At 75.6% G+C, this 15,791-nt stretch carries 11 protein-coding genes; 5 read left to right on the top strand and 6 right to left on the bottom strand.

Going from position 1 to position 15,791, the window contains the following annotated elements; translation table 11 throughout:
• Window positions 1-85: 85 nt before the first annotated feature.
• The 4 genes from ACIQUR_RS22425 to ACIQUR_RS22440 all read right to left on the bottom strand — a co-directional run bounded on the left by ACIQUR_RS22425 (window position 86) and on the right by ACIQUR_RS22440 (window position 7,166).
• Entirely contained in the window at window positions 86-1,867 is a 1,782-nt protein-coding gene (locus ACIQUR_RS22425) for an ABC transporter ATP-binding protein (protein WP_403666877.1), read from the bottom strand.
• Window positions 1,864-3,711 carry an ABC transporter transmembrane domain-containing protein gene (locus ACIQUR_RS22430; protein ID WP_403666880.1) on the bottom strand — a complete coding sequence of 616 codons (1,848 nt, stop codon included), beginning with the start codon at window positions 3,709-3,711 and terminating at the stop codon, window positions 1,864-1,866. Before ACIQUR_RS22430 ends, ACIQUR_RS22425 begins: the two co-directional genes overlap by 4 nt.
• A gap of 79 nt (window positions 3,712-3,790) precedes the next feature.
• Window positions 3,791-6,730: an FAD-binding and (Fe-S)-binding domain-containing protein gene (locus tag ACIQUR_RS22435; protein ID WP_403666882.1), complete on the bottom strand. Its 2,940-nt coding sequence runs from the start codon at window positions 6,728-6,730 to the stop codon at window positions 3,791-3,793.
• A 19-nt stretch (window positions 6,731-6,749) separates the two neighbouring features.
• Window positions 6,750-7,166, bottom strand: a complete 417-nt coding sequence (locus ACIQUR_RS22440; protein ID WP_403667227.1) for a MarR family winged helix-turn-helix transcriptional regulator — start codon at window positions 7,164-7,166, stop codon at window positions 6,750-6,752.
• A gap of 339 nt (window positions 7,167-7,505) precedes the next feature.
• Between ACIQUR_RS22440 and ACIQUR_RS22445 the strand changes: the two genes are divergently transcribed.
• Together ACIQUR_RS22445 and mltG are read left to right on the top strand one after the other, a co-directional pair.
• On the top strand, window positions 7,506-9,353 hold the full coding sequence (locus ACIQUR_RS22445) for an ABC transporter ATP-binding protein (RefSeq protein ID WP_403666885.1): 1,848 nt from the start codon (window positions 7,506-7,508) through the stop codon (window positions 9,351-9,353).
• Between the two features lie 201 nt (window positions 9,354-9,554).
• Entirely contained in the window at window positions 9,555-10,328 is a 774-nt protein-coding gene (mltG, locus tag ACIQUR_RS22450; RefSeq protein WP_403667230.1) for an endolytic transglycosylase MltG, read from the top strand.
• A gap of 582 nt (window positions 10,329-10,910) precedes the next feature.
• On the opposite strand, the gene ACIQUR_RS22455 is transcribed toward mltG, so the two are convergent.
• Both ACIQUR_RS22455 and ACIQUR_RS22460 read right to left on the bottom strand, forming a co-directional pair.
• On the bottom strand, window positions 10,911-12,029 hold the full coding sequence (locus tag ACIQUR_RS22455) for an NAD(P)-binding domain-containing protein (RefSeq protein WP_403666888.1): 1,119 nt from the start codon (window positions 12,027-12,029) through the stop codon (window positions 10,911-10,913).
• Between the two features lie 7 nt (window positions 12,030-12,036).
• Window positions 12,037-12,660, bottom strand: coding sequence for a helix-turn-helix domain-containing protein (locus ACIQUR_RS22460; RefSeq protein ID WP_403666891.1), 624 nt, complete (start codon window positions 12,658-12,660; stop codon window positions 12,037-12,039).
• A gap of 78 nt (window positions 12,661-12,738) precedes the next feature.
• Here ACIQUR_RS22460 and ACIQUR_RS22465 point away from each other — a divergent pair, with 78 nt between their 5' ends.
• From ACIQUR_RS22465 to ACIQUR_RS22475, 3 genes are all read left to right on the top strand, one after another.
• Window positions 12,739-13,917 carry a class I SAM-dependent methyltransferase gene (locus ACIQUR_RS22465; protein WP_403666893.1) on the top strand — a complete coding sequence of 393 codons (1,179 nt, stop codon included), beginning with the start codon at window positions 12,739-12,741 and terminating at the stop codon, window positions 13,915-13,917.
• Window positions 13,918-13,996: 79 nt separating this feature from the next.
• The gene (locus tag ACIQUR_RS22470; RefSeq protein WP_403666895.1) at window positions 13,997-14,416 is read left to right on the top strand and encodes a secondary thiamine-phosphate synthase enzyme YjbQ; all 420 of its coding nucleotides are present in this window, start codon (window positions 13,997-13,999) and stop codon (window positions 14,414-14,416) included.
• A gap of 56 nt (window positions 14,417-14,472) precedes the next feature.
• Window positions 14,473-15,783 carry a hypothetical protein gene (locus ACIQUR_RS22475; protein WP_403666898.1) on the top strand — a complete coding sequence of 437 codons (1,311 nt, stop codon included), beginning with the start codon at window positions 14,473-14,475 and terminating at the stop codon, window positions 15,781-15,783.
• Window positions 15,784-15,791 lie beyond the last annotated feature (8 nt).

Genomic DNA, 15,791 nt, shown 5'->3' on the forward strand with positions numbered 1-15,791 from the left:
CCTCCCCGCACGACGGCGGCGGGCCCCCGCCCGAGGGCAGGAGCCCGCCGCCACCCCGGCCGGGACCGGGCACGCACCCGGCGCCTCACCCGTGCCAGGACCGCCACAGCGCCGCGTACGCGCCGTCCGCCGCCACCAGCTCGTCATGGCTGCCCAGCTCGCTGATCCGGCCGCCCTCGACGACCGCGATCACGTCCGCGTCGTGCGCGGTGTGCAGCCGGTGCGCGATCGCCACGACCGTCCGCCCGTCCAGCACCCGCGCCAGGGACCGCTCCAGGTGCCGGGCCGCCCGCGGATCCAGCAGCGACGTCGCCTCGTCCAGCACCAGCGTGTGCGGATCGGCCAGCACCAGCCGCGCCAGCGCGATCTGCTGCGCCTGCGCCGGGGTCAGCGCGCTGCCCCCGGAGCCCACCTCGGTGTCGAGGCCCTGCTCCAGCGCCCGCGCCCAGTCCTCCGCGTCGACGGCACCCAGCGCCGCCCACAACTCCGCGTCCTCCGCACCCGTCCTGGCCAGCCGCAGGTTGTCCCGCAGCGTGCCGACGAAGACGTGGTGCTCCTGGTTGACCAGCGCCACGTGCTCCCGCACCCGCTCCGCGGGCATCTCCGCCAGCCGCGCCCCGCCGAGCGTCACCTCGCCCGCGCGCGGCCCGTAGATGCCGGCCAGCAGCCGGCCCAGCGTCGACTTGCCCGCACCCGAGGGACCGACCAGCGCCATCCGCGTGCCCGGCGGCACCGCCATGGACACGTCGTGCAGCACGTCGACGCCCTCGCGGTAACCGAACCGCACCCCGTCCGCCCGCACCTCGCGGCCCGCCGGAACCGTGTCCGGGTCGCCCGCGTCGGGCTCGATGTCCCGCACGCCGACCAGCCGGGCGATCGACACCTGGGCGATCTGGAGCTCGTCGTACCAGCGCAGGATCAGGCCGATCGGATCGACCATCATCTGCGCCAGCAGCGCGCCCGTGGTCAGCTGGCCGACCGTCATCCAGCCCTGGAGCACGCACCACCCGCCGATCAGCAGCACCGCGGCCAGGATGGTCACGTACGTGACGTTGATGACCGGGAACAGCACGGACCGCAGGAACAGGGTGTACCGCTCCCAGGCCGTCCACTCCTTGATCCGCCGCTCCGACAGCTCGATCCGCCCGCGGCCCAGCCGGTGCGCCTCCACCGTGCGCCCGGCGTCCACGGTCTCGGCGAGCACCGCCGCCACCGCCGCGTACCCGGCCGCCTCCGAGCGGTACGCCGAGGGGGCCCGCCGGAAGTACCAGCGGCAGCCGATCACCAGCACCGGCAAGGCCACCAGCGCCGCCAGCGCCAGCGGCGGCGCGGTCACCGCGAGCGCCCCGTACAGCAGCCCGGCCCACACCACGCCGATGGACAGCTGCGGCACGGCCTCGCGCATCGCGTTGGCCAGCCGGTCGATGTCCGTGGTGATCCGGGAGAGCAGGTCGCCCGTGCCGGCCCGCTCCAGCACGCCCGGCGGCAGCCCGACCGACCGCACCAGGAAGTCCTCGCGCAGGTCGGCCAGCATCTCCTCGCCGAGCATCGCGCCGCGCAGCCGCACGATGCGGGTGAACACCGTCTGGACCGCCAGCGCGGCCGCGAACAGCAGCCCCACGCGCCCCAGATGGAGCTCCCGGGCACCGGCCGCCAGGTCGTCCACCACCCGGCCCAGCAGGTACGGGCCGACCAGCGAGGCGACCACGGCGACGGCGTTCACCGTCACCAGCGTCACGAACGCGCGGCGGTGCCGCCGCAGCAGCCCGCCCACGTACGCGCGTACCGTCGCCGGAGTGCCCACCGGCAGCGTCGCGGCCGATTCCGGGGCCGCCGGGTCGTACTCCGGTGGCGCCACGCCGATCATGCCGACTCCTCGATCTCGGAGAGTTCTTCCAGTCCGCCGACGTCCAGCGCGGACAGGGCGTCGGGCTCCGCCGCACCCCGCTCCTCGTCGGTCTCGCGGGTCACCACGGCCCGGTACCGGCGGTCGCGGGCCAGCAGCTCCTTGTGGCTGCCCACCGCCGCCGCCTGCCCCTCGTGGACCAGGACCACCCGGTCCGCGCGGTCCAGCAGCAGCGGCGAGGAGGCCAGCACCACGGTGGTGCGGCCCGCCCGCAGCGCGGCGACGCCCTCCGCGATCCGCGCCTCGGTGTGCGAGTCGACCGCGGAGGTCGGCTCGTCCAGCACCAGCACGGCCGGGTCGGTCACCAGCGAACGCGCCAGGGCCAGCCGCTGCCGCTGCCCGCCGGACAGGGACCGGCCGCGTTCGGTGATCCGCGCGTCCATCGGGTCGGTCACCCCCTCGGGCGCCGACTGGAGCAGCGCGTCGAGCACGTCCCCGCACTGCGCCGCCGTCAGCGCCTCGTCCGCCGCCACCTGCCCGGAGGCCGGTACGTCGAACAGCTCGCGCAGCGTCCCGGACAGCAGCACCGGGTCCTTGTCCTGCACCAGCACCAGCTCCCGCGCCGTCTCCAGCGGCAGGTCGCCCAGCGCCACCCCGCCCAGCAGCACCGACGGTCCCTCCGCGGCCCCGGCGGGATGCCCGCCCAGCCGCTCCGCCAGCCGCCCGGCGAGGTCGGGGTCGCCGCACACCACGGCGGTCAGCAGCCCCTCCGGGGCCAGGACGCCCGATTCCGGGTCGTAGAGGTCCCCGCCCTGCGGCGGCTCCGGCGCGTTCGCGGACCCGGCCGCGGTCGCGGGCGACTCGCCCTCGGTGCGCGTGAGCGTCAGCACCCGGGCCGCCCGTTTCGCGGACGGCCGGGAGAAGGAGTACGCCATCGCGATCTCCTCGAAGTGCCGCAGCGGGTACAGCATCAGCGCCACCGCGCTGAAGACCGCGACGAGTTCACCGACCGCGATCCTCCCCTCAAGGGCCAGCGTGGCCCCGTACCAGACGACGGCCAGCAGCAGCAGACCCGGCAGCAGCACCTGGACCGCCGAGATCAGCGCCCACATCCGGGCGCTGCGCACGGCCGCCCGGCGGACCGCCTGCGAGGCCTCGCGGTACCGGCCCAGGAAGAGTTCCTCGCCGCCGATCCCGCGCAGCACGCGCAGTCCCGCGACGGTGTCGGAGGCCAGTTCGGTGGCCTTTCCGGCCTTCTCGCGCTGCGCGTCCGCCCGCTTGGTGGCGTGCGGCAGCAGCGGCAGCACGGCCAGGGCCAGCACCGGAACGCCGACGGCCACGACCACGCCGAGCGCCGGCGCGTACACGAGCAGTCCGACGACGATCACCACGATCGAGAACACGGCGGCCAGGAACCGGGAGACCGCCTCGACGAACCAGCCGATCTTCTCCACGTCGCCCGTGGACACCGCCACCACCTCGCCCGCGGCGACCCGGCGGGTCAGCGCCGAGCCCAGCTCCGCGGTCTTGCGGGCCAGCAGCTGCTGCACCCGGGCCGCGGCGGTGATCCAGTTGGTGACCGCGGTGCGGTGCAGCATGGTGTCGCCGAGCGAGATCGCCACGCCGAACACCAGGAGCAGCAGGCCCACCCGGGCGAGCCGCCCGCCGTCGCGGTCGACGACCGCCTCGACGCCGAGGCCGACCGCGAACGGCAGGCCGGCGACGCCGCAGAAGTGCAGGACGCCCCAGGCGAAGCTCCTGAGCTGGCCGCCGAGCTGGTTGCGGCCCAGCCACAGCAGGAACCGGGGGCCTGACCGTGCGTCGGGTTCTCCGGGATCCGGATACGGAAGGTCGCTGATCTGCATGACGCCCCAGACACGGTGAGTGGTCCAAACCGTGCAAGGTTCGCCTTCCCGGAGGCACCGGGGCAATCGATTTTCCGCGTCAGGGGCGGGTGGCCCGCTCCAGTTCCAGGAGCACCGAGCGGTACGAGCGGCCGGTGGCCCGGTCCATGCCGACCTCGCACATCCGGTTGGCCGACAGGTGCAGGTCGTAGGGGCGGGCCTGCACCTCGGCCGCCTCCCGCGCGGTGGCCGCCGCGGTCAGCTCCGGGTGCAGCATCCCCCGGTCGCCGGCGAAGGCGCAGCAGCCCAGGTCGTCCGGCACCACCACATCCTCCGCGCAGGCCCGCGCCACGGCCGCGAGGTGCGCCTCGTCGCCCAGGTGCCGCATCGAGCAGGTGGGGTGCAGCACCGCGGAGCCGGCCCGGCGCAGCACGGTCAGGTGCGGCAGCAGCTCCTCGGCGGCCCACACCACCGAGTCCACGACGGTGAGTTCGGCGTGCAGGGCCCGGTTGTCGTCCGTCAGGTACGGCACCACCTCGTGGGCGATGCCCAGGGTGCAGGAGGAGGCGTCCACGACCAGCGGCAGCCGCCCGCCGGCGGTCCAGCCCCAGGCGGCCTCCACGATCCTGTTGGCCATCAGCTCGGTGCCCGCCCGGTAGCCCTTGGAGTGCCAGATGGTGGCGCAGCAGGTGCCGGTCACGTCCTCCGGGATCCACACGGGCTTCCCGGCCCGCGCCGACACGGCGACCACGGCCTCGGCGAGCGAGGCGTCCGCCGCGTCGTCCGGCCCGCCGAAGATCCGGTTGACGCACGCCGGGTAGTAGACGGCCGCGGCCCGGGCGCGGGGGGCCGAGGGCGGCAGGGCGCGGGCGGCGGCGCCGGGGATCTGCGGCAGCCACTCCGGGACGAGGTCGGGGCGTACGGCCTTGCGGGCGGCGCCGGTCATGGCGCGCAGCGGGGCGTCGCCGACCCGGCGGGTGACGGCGTCGGCGGCGGCGACGGCCAGCCGGGCGGTGTGCTCGACGGCCCCGAAGCCGCGGGCCGCCAGCTCCGCGGCGCGTTCCTCGCGGGGGGTGTGCCGGCGGTGCCGGAACTCCTTCATCAGGGCGCCGGTGTCGATGCCGACGGGGCAGGCCAGGCCGCAGGTGGAGTCGCCGGCACAGGTGTCGACCGCGTCGTACCCGTAGTCCCCGAGCAGCCCGTCGAGCACCGGGGAGCCGGGACTCTGCCGCATCATCTCGCGGCGCAGCACGATGCGCTGCCGCGGAGTGGTCGTCAGGTCCCGGCTGGGGCAGGTCGGTTCGCAGAACCCGCACTCGATGCACGGGTCGCCGACGGCCTCCACCTCCGGGATGGTCTTCAGGCCCCGCAGGTGCGCGTCCGGGTCGCGGTCCAGCACGATGCGCGGGGCCAGCACCCCGTCGGGGTCGATGACCCGCTTGGTGCGCCACATGAGTGCGGTGGCGCGCGGGCCCCATTCCAGTTCCAGGAAGGGGGCGATGTTGCGGCCGGTGGCGTGTTCGGCCTTGAGGGAGCCGTCGAAGCGCTCGACGGTGAGGCGGCAGAAGGCGTCCATGAAGGCCGCGTACCGCTCGACGTCCGCGGGCTTCGCGGCGTCGAAGGCCAGCAGGAAGTGCAGGTTGCCGTGGGCGGCGTGGCCCGCGACGGCGGCGTCGAAGCCGTGCTCGGCCTGGAGCGCGAGCAGCGCCTGGCAGGCCTCGGCCAGCCGGGCGGGCGGGACGGCGAAGTCCTCGGTGATCAGGGTGGTGCCGGTGGGGCGGGCGCCGCCGACGGCCGTGACGAACGCCTTGCGGGCCTTCCAGTGGCCGGCGATGACGGCCGGGTCGCGGGTGAAGGCGTTGGTCACCGAGGCGACCGGCGCGACCAGTTCCAGCCCCGCCAGCACCTCGGCCGCCCGCCGCTCGTACTCCGCCCGACCGGCCTCGTCGGGGGCGCGGAACTCCACGAGCAGCGCGGTGGTGTCCCTGGGCAGCCCGGCCCAGTCCGCGGGCACGCCCGCGACCGACACCGAGGCGCGCAGCGTGTTGCCGTCCATCAGCTCGACGGCCAGGGCCCCGGCCGCGTTGAACGCCGGGACCGCGGCCGCGGCGGCGGGCAGCGACGGGAAGAACAGCAGGGCGGTGCTGAGCAGCCGGTCGAGCGGCAGGGTGTCGAAGACGGTCTCGGAGATGAAGCCGAAGGTGCCCTCCGAGCCGACCATCAGCCCGCGCAGGATCTCCACCGGGGTGGTGCCGTCGAGGTAGGCGTCCAGCCGGTAGCCGTTGGTGTTCTTGATCTCGTACTTGGCGCGGATGCGGGCCACCAGCTCCGGGTCGGCCTCGATCTCCCGCTTGATCTCCATCAGCCCGGCGCACAGGGCCGGTTCGGCGCGGGCCAGCTCCTCGTCGGCGAGCGGGTCGGCGGTGTCCACCACCGTGCCGCCCGGCAGCACGAAGGTGAGCGAGGAGAGGGTGCGGTACGCGTTCCTGGTCGTCCCCGCGGTCATGCCGGAGGCGTTGTTCGCCACCACCCCGCCGAGGGTGCAGGCGATGGCGCTCGCGGGGTCCGGGCCCAGCACCCGGCCGTACCGGGCGAGCGCGGCGTTGGCCCGTGCCACCGTGGTGCCCGGCCGGATCCGGGCGCGGCGGCCCTCCTCCAGCACCTCGACGCCCGACCAGTGGCGGCGCACGTCGACCAGGATGTCCTCGCCCTGGGCCTGGCCGTTGAGCGAGGTGCCGGCGGCCCGGAAGACCACCTCGCGGCCCCGGCCGTGGGCGTAGGAGAGGACGGCGGACACGTCGTCCACGTCCTCGGCGACGACCACGACCTGCGGCACGAACCGGTAGGGCGAGGCGTCGGAGGCGTACCGGACCAGGTCGGAGACCTTCCACAGCACCTTGTCGGCGCCCAGCAGCGCGGTCAGGTCGTCGCGCAGCCGTTCGGGGGTGCCGTGGGCCATCCGCTCGGGCACCCGGTCGGGCGAGGGGCCGGTGATCGTACGGGGCCTCAGCGCCCCGGGCTTCGGCTCCAGCAGCGGCATGGTGCGACCCCTCGCCTTCTCAGCAGCGCGGCTCGGGCCCCTCGGCCAGAGCGGTCAGCAGACCGCCGAGCACCTCGCGCTGGCCGGCGGTCAATGGAGCCAGGATCTCCTCTGCCGCCTCCCGCCGCGCGTTGCGCAGCCGCCGCAGCGTGGCGCGGCCGGTGTCGGTGAGCTCCACGCGGACCACCCGGCGGTTGACGGGGTCGGGGGCGCGGCGTACGCAGCCGGCCGCCTCCAGGCCGTCGACCAGGCTGGTCACCGCGCGCGGGACGACCTCCAGGCGGGCCGCCAGATCGGCCATCCGGGGCGGCGCGTCCCAGTGGGCCACGGTGCGCAGCAGCCGGGACTGGGCCGGGGTGATGCCGAGCGGCTCCAGATGGCGCTTCTGGATGCGGTGGAGCCGGCGGGTGACCCGCAGCAGCTGCTCGGCCAGCAGGCCGTCGGCGTCGGGGGAGACGGGGTCCGGACCGGCGTCGGGGCCGGGACCGGTGGCGCGGTCGGGGCCGGGTCCGGGCTGCGGCTCGGGTCCGGACTCTGACCCGGGGTCGGGCTGCGACCCGGGCTCGGGCTGCGCCTCGGGCTCGGGCTGCGCCTCGGGCTCGGGCTGCGCCTCGGGCTCGGGCTGCGCCTCGGGCTCGGACTCGGGCTCGGGAGGGGCGGCGGGCGCCGTGCTGCTCATGCCGGGAACACTATCAGGACCAGGTTCATTGTGAGTATAGGTAACAATGAGCTACGCTCCCCATTGGCATCGTCGCCGCACCTCCTGAAGGAGCCCATGCACCCGCACGGACCCGACTGGACCCCCGCGTCCCGCCCCCTCGATCCCAGCCGCCCCGACCCGGCCGAGCAGCCCCGCGAGCTGCGCCGCATCCTGCGCCTGTTCCGCCCGTACCGCGGCCGGCTCGCGCTGGTCGGCCTGCTCGTCGCCGCGTCCTCGCTGGTCTCGGTGGCCTCCCCGTTCCTGCTGCGCGAGATCCTCGACACCGCCATCCCCGAGGGCCGCACCGGGCTGCTCAGCCTGCTCGCCCTCGGGATGATCGCCACCGCCGTCGTCACCAGCGTCTTCGGCGTGCTCCAGACCCTGATCTCGACCACGGTCGGCCAGCGCGTGATGCACGACCTGCGCACCGCCGTCTACGCGCAGCTGCAGCGGATGCCGCTCGCCTTCTTCACCCGGACCCGCACCGGCGAGGTGCAGTCCCGCATCGCCAACGACATCGGCGGCATGCAGGCCACCGTCACCTCCACCGCCACCTCGCTGGTCTCCAACCTGACCGCGGTGGTCGCCTCGGTCGTCGCCATGCTCGCGCTCGACTGGCGGCTCACGCTCGTCTCGCTGCTCCTGCTGCCGGTCTTCGTCTGGATCAGCCGCCGGGTCGGCCGCGAGCGCAAGAAGATCACCACCCAGCGCCAGAAGCAGATGGCCGCCATGGCCGCCACCGTCACCGAGTCCCTCTCGGTCAGCGGCATCCTGCTCGGCCGCACCATGGGCCGCGCCGACTCGCTCACCCGGTCCTTCGCGGAGGAGTCCGAGCGGCTGGTCTCCCTGGAGGTCCGCTCCAGCATGGCCGGCCGCTGGCGCATGTCGACCATCGGCATCGTGATGGCCGCCATGCCCGCCCTGATCTACTGGGCCGCCGGCATGGCGCTCCAGTCCGGTGCCCCCTCGCTCTCCGTCGGCACCCTGGTCGCCTTCGTCACCCTCCAGCAGGGCCTCTTCCGGCCCGCCGTGAGCCTGCTGTCCACGGGCGTGCAGATGCAGACCTCCCTCGCCCTGTTCGCGAGGATCTTCGAGTACCTCGACCTGCCGGTGGACATCACCGAGCGCCCCGAGCCCGTCCGCCTGGAGACCGCCAAGGGCGAGGTGCGCTTCGAGGACGTCGACTTCGCCTACGACCCCCAGCAGGGCCCCACCCTCACCGGCCTGGACATCACCGTCCCCGCCGGCGGCTCGCTGGCCGTCGTCGGCCCCACCGGCTCCGGCAAGAGCACCCTCAGCTACCTTGTGCCGCGCCTGTACGACGTCACGGGCGGCCGGGTCACCCTCGACGGGGTGGACGTGCGCGACCTGGACTTCGACTCCCTCGCCCGCTCGGTCGGCGTGGTCTCCCAGGAGACGTACCTCTTCCACGCCTCCGTCGCCGAGAACCTGCGCTTCGCCAAGCCGGACGCCACCGACGAGGAGATCGAGGAGGCCGCGCGGGCCGCGCAGATCCACGACCACATCGCCGGCCTGCCCGACGGGTACGACACCCTGGTCGGCGAGCGGGGCTACCGCTTCTCCGGCGGCGAGAAGCAGCGCCTGGCCATCGCCCGCACCATCCTGCGCGACCCGCCGGTGCTGATCCTCGACGAGGCCACCAGCGCCCTCGACACCCGGACCGAACACGCCGTCCAGACGGCCATCGACGCCCTCTCGCGCGGCCGCACCACCATCACCATCGCCCACCGCCTCTCCACGGTGCGCGACGCCGACCAGATCGTGGTCCTGGACTCCGGGCGCATCGCCGAGCGCGGCACCCACCGGGAGCTGCTGGCCGCCGACGGCCGGTACGCGGCCCTGGTCCGCCGGGACGCGGAGCTGGCGCCCGCAATGCCGGAAATGGAGGGGTCGGCGGGTTAGCGTGCCCGCATGCGCCGCTCCCGCCCCGGCCGCTTCCGCCCCGGCCGCTCCCGCCCCGGAACGCTCGGCTCCCTCGGGCCCGCCGGCCCGCTCGGGCCCGCCGGGTCGTCCGAATCGTCCTGGCGCGCCGGCGGCTCCGGCCGGCCCCCGCGCCGACGCCCCCGGCTGACCCGGCGTGGCCGGCTGCTGCTGTTCCTGGCCATGCTCGCGGGCACCGGCTGCCTGGTGCTCGTACCCCGGCTGACCGGCGGCGACGCGCCGCCCGAGGAGCCGCGCCGGCTGCTCGTCCCGGAGGGCTGGCGCGCCCCGCAGGTGTACGCCGCCGTGGACCGGGCCCTCGGTCTTGCGCCCGGCACCACCCGGGCCGCCGTGCCGCGCGCGGGGCTCGCCCTGCCGCCGGAGGCCAAGGGCAACCCCGAGGGGTTCCTGTTCCCGGCGACCTATCCGGTCACCTCGGCGACCACGCCGGAAGGGCTCCTCCGGTACATGGTCGACACGGCCGGGGCGCGGCTGGCCGACGCCGGGATCGCGGCCGCGGCCCGGGCCCAGGGGATGACCCCGTACCAGGTCGCGACCCTCGCCAGCGTGATCGAGGCGGAGGCCGACGCCCCGGCCGACCGGCCGCGGGTGGCGCGGGTGATCCACAACCGGCTGGCGCGTTCGATGCCGCTCCAGATGGACTCCACGCTCAACTACGCGCTGGACCGGCACACCCTCGACGTCAGCCTGGCCGACACCCGCCTCGACAGCCCCTTCAACACCTACCGCCGCCAGGGCCTCCCACCCACCCCGATCGGCAACCCGGGCCTCGCGGCCCTGCGCGCGGCGGTGTCCCCGGCCGCCGGTGACTGGCTGTTCTTCGTCACGGTCCGCCCGGGCGACACCCGCTTCAGCACCACCTACGAGGAACACCGCGAGCACGTGGCGGCCTTCAACGCGGAACGCCGCGCGGCGGGGCGGGGCACGGGGGACTGAGCCGGCCGGCACGTGCCGATCGGGGCCGTCGCCCGGCGGCCGACGCCGGCCGACGCCGGCCGGCGCGGCGTCCGGTCCCGGTCCGCCACCGGACGCCGTGGCCCCCGTCGCGTCCCGGCCCGCGACCCGCGACGCGCCGCACCGGCGGGCGAGCGGCAGGCCCTGCGGCAGACCCGCCCGCCGGCGTGGGGGCTTCTGCCCCGGCATTCGGTCCACCCCCGGCCCGAACGGGCGGGCAGGCGGTTCGTCGGCCGGAGCGGGGGGCGGGTCCCGTCGTCCGGCGTCCCCGGAGGGGAGCCGCGCCCCCGCCGAGTCCCCACCCCGTCCCGCCTGGGTCCCCGCGCGTCGCCGGGATTCCGTTCAGCCGTCGGGCCGCGGCCGGGGGAGGGCCCGCCCGGCGGCGCGGGGGCGCCGGGTGCGGGTCCGCCGGTCCTCGTTCCCGGGATGACCCGGGCGCAGCCCAGGTGCCCTGCTCGGGCCGGGGCCGGGTGCCCCGCACCGGCGCGCAGGTGGCGGACTTCGGCGACCGCCGCGGCTGCGGGCCGGGGCTCGTCCGGCCCGCGCCCGGTCAGGGGCATCGGCTCAGGCCGGTACCGGGTGCTGTGCGCGGGTCAGCAGGCGGCGGATGTCGCGGACCGCGGCCGCGCCGGCGCGGTTGGCGCCGATGGTGCTCGCCGAAGGTCCGTAGCCGACCAGGTGCACCCGCTCGTCGCGGACCGCCCGGGTGCCCTCGACGCGGATGCCGCCGCCCGGTTCGCGCAGCCGCAGCGGGGCCAGGTGGTCGACGGCGGCGCGGAAGCCGGTGGCCCAGAGGATCACGTCCGCGTCCACGCGCGTCCCGTCGGCCCAGACCGCTCCGTTCTCCGTGAGGCGCTCGAACATCGGACGCCGGTCCAGCACCCCGGCGTCCCGGCCCCGGCGCACCGCGTCGTTCAGCGGCAGGCCGGTCACGCTGACCACCGACTGCGGGGGCAGCCCCTGCCGCACCCGCCGGTCCACCAGCGCGACCGCCGCCCGGCCCTCCGCCTCGCCGAAGGGGCCCTCCCGGAACACCGGCGGCCGCCGGGTCACCCAGGTCGTCTCCGCCGCGACCTCGGCGATCTCCAGCAGGTGCTGGACGCCCGAGGTGCCCCCGCCGACCACGATCACGCGGGCGCCCGCGAAGGCCGCCGGACCCGGATAGCCGGCCGTGTGCAGCTGGCGGCCGCGGAACAGCTCCTGGCCGGGGTAGCGCGGCCAGAACGGCCGGTCCCAGGTGCCGGTGGCGTTGATCAGCGCCCGTGCCGAGAACACCCCGGCCGAACTCTCCACCCGCAGCCGTCCGCCGTCGCCCTCCCGCACCGCCGACACGTCCACCGGCCGCAGCACGCCGAGGCCGAAGGCCTCCTCGTACGCGGCGAAGTAGTCGCCGATGACCTCGGCGGACGGCCGCTCGGGATCCGCCCCCTCCAGCTCCATGCCCGGCAGCGCGTGCATGCCGTGGACCTTCCCGTACGTGAGGGTGGGCCAGCGGAACTGCCAGGCGCCGCCCGGCCGGGGCGAGTGGTCCAGGACGACGAAGTCCCGGCCGGGCTCCAGCCCGGCGCGGCGCAGGTGGTACGCGCCGGACAGCCCGGCCTGGCCGGCGCCGACGACGGCCACCTCCACCTCGCGGACCGCGCCGGGGCCGGTGCGTACGGGGTCTGCCGCAAAGTCGTTCACGTTTCCACTAACTTCGGGCTGCTCCCGGATCTTCCCGGCGCGGCCGCGCCCGTACGTGCATCCGCTCGCCCTGCTTGCCGAAGAGGCTCAGCACCTCGACCGGCCGGCCGTCCGCGCTGCCGAACCAGTGCGGGAGCCGGGTGTCGAACTCGGCCGCCTCACCCGCCCCCAGCACCAGGTCGTGCTCCGCGAGGACCAGCCGCAGCCGCCCGTCCAGCACGTACAGCCACTCGTACCCCTCGTGCGTGCGCAGGTCCGGCTCGCTGCCCCGGTCCGGGATCACCAGCTTGTACGCCTGGAGCGGGCTCGCGCTGCGGGTCAGCGGCACGGCGGTGCCGCCGTGCGGCATCGCGCGCGGCGACATGCGCACCCGCGGGTCCCCGACCTCCGGCGCGCCCACCAGGTCGTCCAGCGGCACCTGGTACGCCTGGGCGAGCGGCAGCAGCAGCTCCAGGCTCGGCCGGCGCTGCCCCGACTCCAGCCGGGACAGCGTGCTCTTCGAGATGCCGGTCGCCTCGGACAGCGCGGCCAGGGTCAGGCCGTGCCGGTCGCGCAGGCGGCGCAGCCGCGGGGCGACCTCGTCGAGGACCGCCCGGTACGGCGCGGGCCGGCCGGGAGTGGGTTCGTCCATGCGGGCATTCCACTCCCTCGTCCCGGAAACGGCAACAGAACTTTGCCGGTACCGGGCCCCGGGTGCACGCTCCGGAGCATGAGCCCTCACCAGGACCCCACCCCGGCACCCGACGCCCACCCCCACACCTCCGGCGGCGCCTCCCACGCCAGCCACACGCCCGGCGGCGCCTCCCACGGCAGCCACACCTCGGGCGGTCACAGCTCCGGCACCCACACCTCCGGCGACCACTCCCACGGCACCCAAACGTCCGGCGGCGCCTCCCACAGCACCCACACCCCCGCCGACGACTCCCACGGCGGCCGGGGCGGCCACGGCCACGGCGGCCACGGCCACTCCCACGGCGCCCACTCCCACGGCGCCCACTCCCACGGCAGCACCGACCTCGACTGGGCCGACCTCGCGGACCACCTGGAGCAGAACGCCGAGGTCCAGCTCCCCGTCCTGCGGGACGTCGCGGCACGGCTCGGGGAACTCCTCGGCCCGGCCCACGACGTCCGCCGCGTCCTCGACGTCGGCAGCGGGCCCGGCGTGATGACCTCCGTACTCGCCGAGGCCTTCCCGGCGGCGGAGGCGGTCGCCGTGGACCCGACCCCCGCCCTCCTCGACCGCGCCCTCGCCCGCGCGGAGCGGCTCGGCCTGGGCGGCCGGGTCGCCGTACGCCGGGCCGAACTGCCCGACGGCCTGGCCACCGGCAGCGAGGGGCCCGGCGCGGACGGCGCCGGCGCGGCCGACCTGGTCTGGAGCAGCAAGGCCGTCCACCACGTCGGCGACCAGCAGCGCGCGCTGGACGCGCTGGCCGCCGTACTGCGCCCGGGCGGCCTGCTCGCCGTCGCGGAGGGCGGCCTGCCGGTCCGCTTCCTCCCGCGTGACATCGGCACCGGCCGCCCCGGCCTCCAGGCCCGGCTCGACGCGGCCCAGGAGGACTGGTTCGAGGAGATGCGCAGCGAACTCCCCGGCAGCACCGCCCTGGTGGAGGACTGGCCGGCGATGCTGGCCCGCGCCGGCCTCACCGACACCGGCAGCTTCACCCTCCTCCTCGACCTCCCGGCCCCGCTGGAGGCACCGGCCCGCGCCTTCCTGCACGCACAGCTGACCCGCATCCGGGACACGCGGGGCGACTCGCTGGCCGTGGACGACCGCAAGACCCTCGACCTCCTGCTCGACCCGGAGTCCCCGGACGGCCTCCTGAAGCGCCCCGACGCCTTCCTCCTCTCGGCCGTCACGGTCCACACCGGCCGCCGCCCGGCGGCCTGACGCCGGCCGCGGGGCCGGGGCGCCGCGCCCCGGCCCCGCGCGCCCCGGGAACGGCCCGCGGATGGACGAGGATGAAGCCATGTCACCCTTCACGACGCACGTCCTCCGGATCCCCACCGGCCGCACCGAGACCGTCACCGACCTGACCGAAGCCTGCGCGGAGTTCCTCTCGGGCGCCGCGGCGGGCCGGGACGGCCTGCTCAACGTCTTCGTCCCGCACGCCACCGCCGGCATCGCGGTCATCGAAACCGGCGCGGGCAGCGACGACGACCTGCTCACCGCCCTCCACCACCTCCTCCCGGCCGACGACCGCTGGCAGCACCGGCACGGCTCACCGGGCCACGGCCGCGACCACGTCCTCCCGGCCCTGGTCCCGCCCCACGCCACCCTCCCGGTCGTCAACGGCCGCCTCTCCCTGGGCACCTGGCAGTCCGTCTGCCTGGTGGACACCAACAAGGACAACCCCGACCGCGAGGTCCGCCTGAGCTTCCTGGGCTGAGCGCCCCGGCGTCCGGTGTCGGGCGTAGGCTCCTGCCGGAGAACCGAGGGGGGACCATGACCGACGACCGCAAGGCCACCGTGCCCGTGTGGACGCTGGCGACCGCCGACGTCCGGATGCCGGGGCTGACCGCCGGTGAGTCGATGACGGCCGAGCGCCTGGCCGAACTGCGCGGAGTGCTGGCCGTTCTGGCCGACGAGCCGGTCGTCACACTCGAGAGGCATCCGCTGCCGGACGGGCTCGACCGCCGCCGTGGCATCGCACTCGACGCCGCGAGTCCCCTGGCGCAGCACCTCTCGCAGTTCGTCACGCAGTCAGCGAGGACCTCCCTCACCGCGGCCAGGGCGACCGGCTCGGGCGAGGGCCTGTATCGGATGGTGGTCCCGGCCAAGGTCGCGGCCCGGTTGGGGCAGGGCCTCGTCCGGCCGATGGTCCCGAAGGGGGCGGCCGGCGGCTTCTACGGCGACCTCGTGGGCTCGACGGGCAAGATCGCCGCGAAGGCGAAGTTCGTACCGCTCGGAGGGGCGGCGGCCGCGGGCACGGCCGGCGGTGCCGGTGCGACCGCCGGTGTCGCGGCCGCGGGCGGAACCGCGCTCACCGTTGCCGCTCCGCTCGTGCTCATGGCCGTGGCGGTCGGGGTCAGCGCGCACGCCGACCACCAGCGCCGGCAGTCGGTCCAGCGCATCACGGAACTCCTGGAACAACTCCAGGCGGACAAGCTCGACGACGAGCACAGCGAACTCGACGGCTGCCGCGACGCCATCGACAAGGCCACCGCCATCCTGCTCGACCAGGGCACCCCCGGTGTCTCACTGGGACTGGACTCCGCGGTGCACGCCATCAACACGGCCCTGGGCAAGGCCGACCGCCGACTCGCCGGATGGCAGAGCGCGCTGGACGCACTGCCGGAGGGCGGGACCGTCGAACTCGGTACGCTGACCAAGTCGTTCCCGGGCGTCGACGAGCAGGGCGGCTCGTTCCGCACGCACCTCGAACTCGCCTCGCTGGCCATCGCGCTGAAGAGGCGGGTGGTCGTCCTGCAGGCCGTCGAGCACGCCCAGGGCGAACCCGGCAACCCCTTCGAGAACTTCACCCGCGCGCTCAAGCGGGATCAGCAGCGCCTCGACGAGCTGGAATCGGGCATCGCCGGCGTCCTCGTGCATCTGTCGACCCTGGAACTGGTGCGCCCGAACGGCCTGTTCCCCGTCTTCACGACCGGCGAGGTCGACCGTCTCATGAAGGCGGCCCACCGGATCCACCGGCTGGGCGACGGCGTCACGCCTCACGGCCGCGCGACGGACGTGGCCATCGAGATCGCCCGGGACGAGGACGGATCGGTGGTGGTACTCCCCGCGCTGCCTGCCTAGGCCGGCGC

The sequence above is a fragment of the Streptomyces sp. NPDC101132 genome (assembly GCF_044759225.1).
GTDB lineage: Bacteria > Actinomycetota > Actinomycetes > Streptomycetales > Streptomycetaceae > Streptomyces.

Excerpts from the sequence above, each read along its gene's own strand:
- ACIQUR_RS22425 (WP_403666877.1), bottom strand. The coding sequence starts at position 1,867 with ATGATCGGCGTGGCGCCACCGGAGTACGACCCGGCGGCCCCGGAATCG.
- ACIQUR_RS22430 (WP_403666880.1), bottom strand. The coding sequence starts at position 3,711 with ATGCAGATCAGCGACCTTCCGTATCCGGATCCCGGAGAACCCGACGCA.
- ACIQUR_RS22435 (WP_403666882.1), bottom strand. The coding sequence starts at position 6,730 with ATGCCGCTGCTGGAGCCGAAGCCCGGGGCGCTGAGGCCCCGTACGATC.
- ACIQUR_RS22445 (WP_403666885.1), top strand. The coding sequence starts at position 7,506 with ATGCACCCGCACGGACCCGACTGGACCCCCGCGTCCCGCCCCCTCGAT.
- mltG (WP_403667230.1), top strand. The coding sequence starts at position 9,555 with ATGCTCGCGGGCACCGGCTGCCTGGTGCTCGTACCCCGGCTGACCGGC.
- ACIQUR_RS22460 (WP_403666891.1), bottom strand. The coding sequence starts at position 12,660 with ATGGACGAACCCACTCCCGGCCGGCCCGCGCCGTACCGGGCGGTCCTC.
- ACIQUR_RS22465 (WP_403666893.1), top strand. The coding sequence starts at position 12,739 with ATGAGCCCTCACCAGGACCCCACCCCGGCACCCGACGCCCACCCCCAC.
- ACIQUR_RS22470 (WP_403666895.1), top strand. The coding sequence starts at position 13,997 with ATGTCACCCTTCACGACGCACGTCCTCCGGATCCCCACCGGCCGCACC.
- ACIQUR_RS22475 (WP_403666898.1), top strand. The coding sequence starts at position 14,473 with ATGACCGACGACCGCAAGGCCACCGTGCCCGTGTGGACGCTGGCGACC.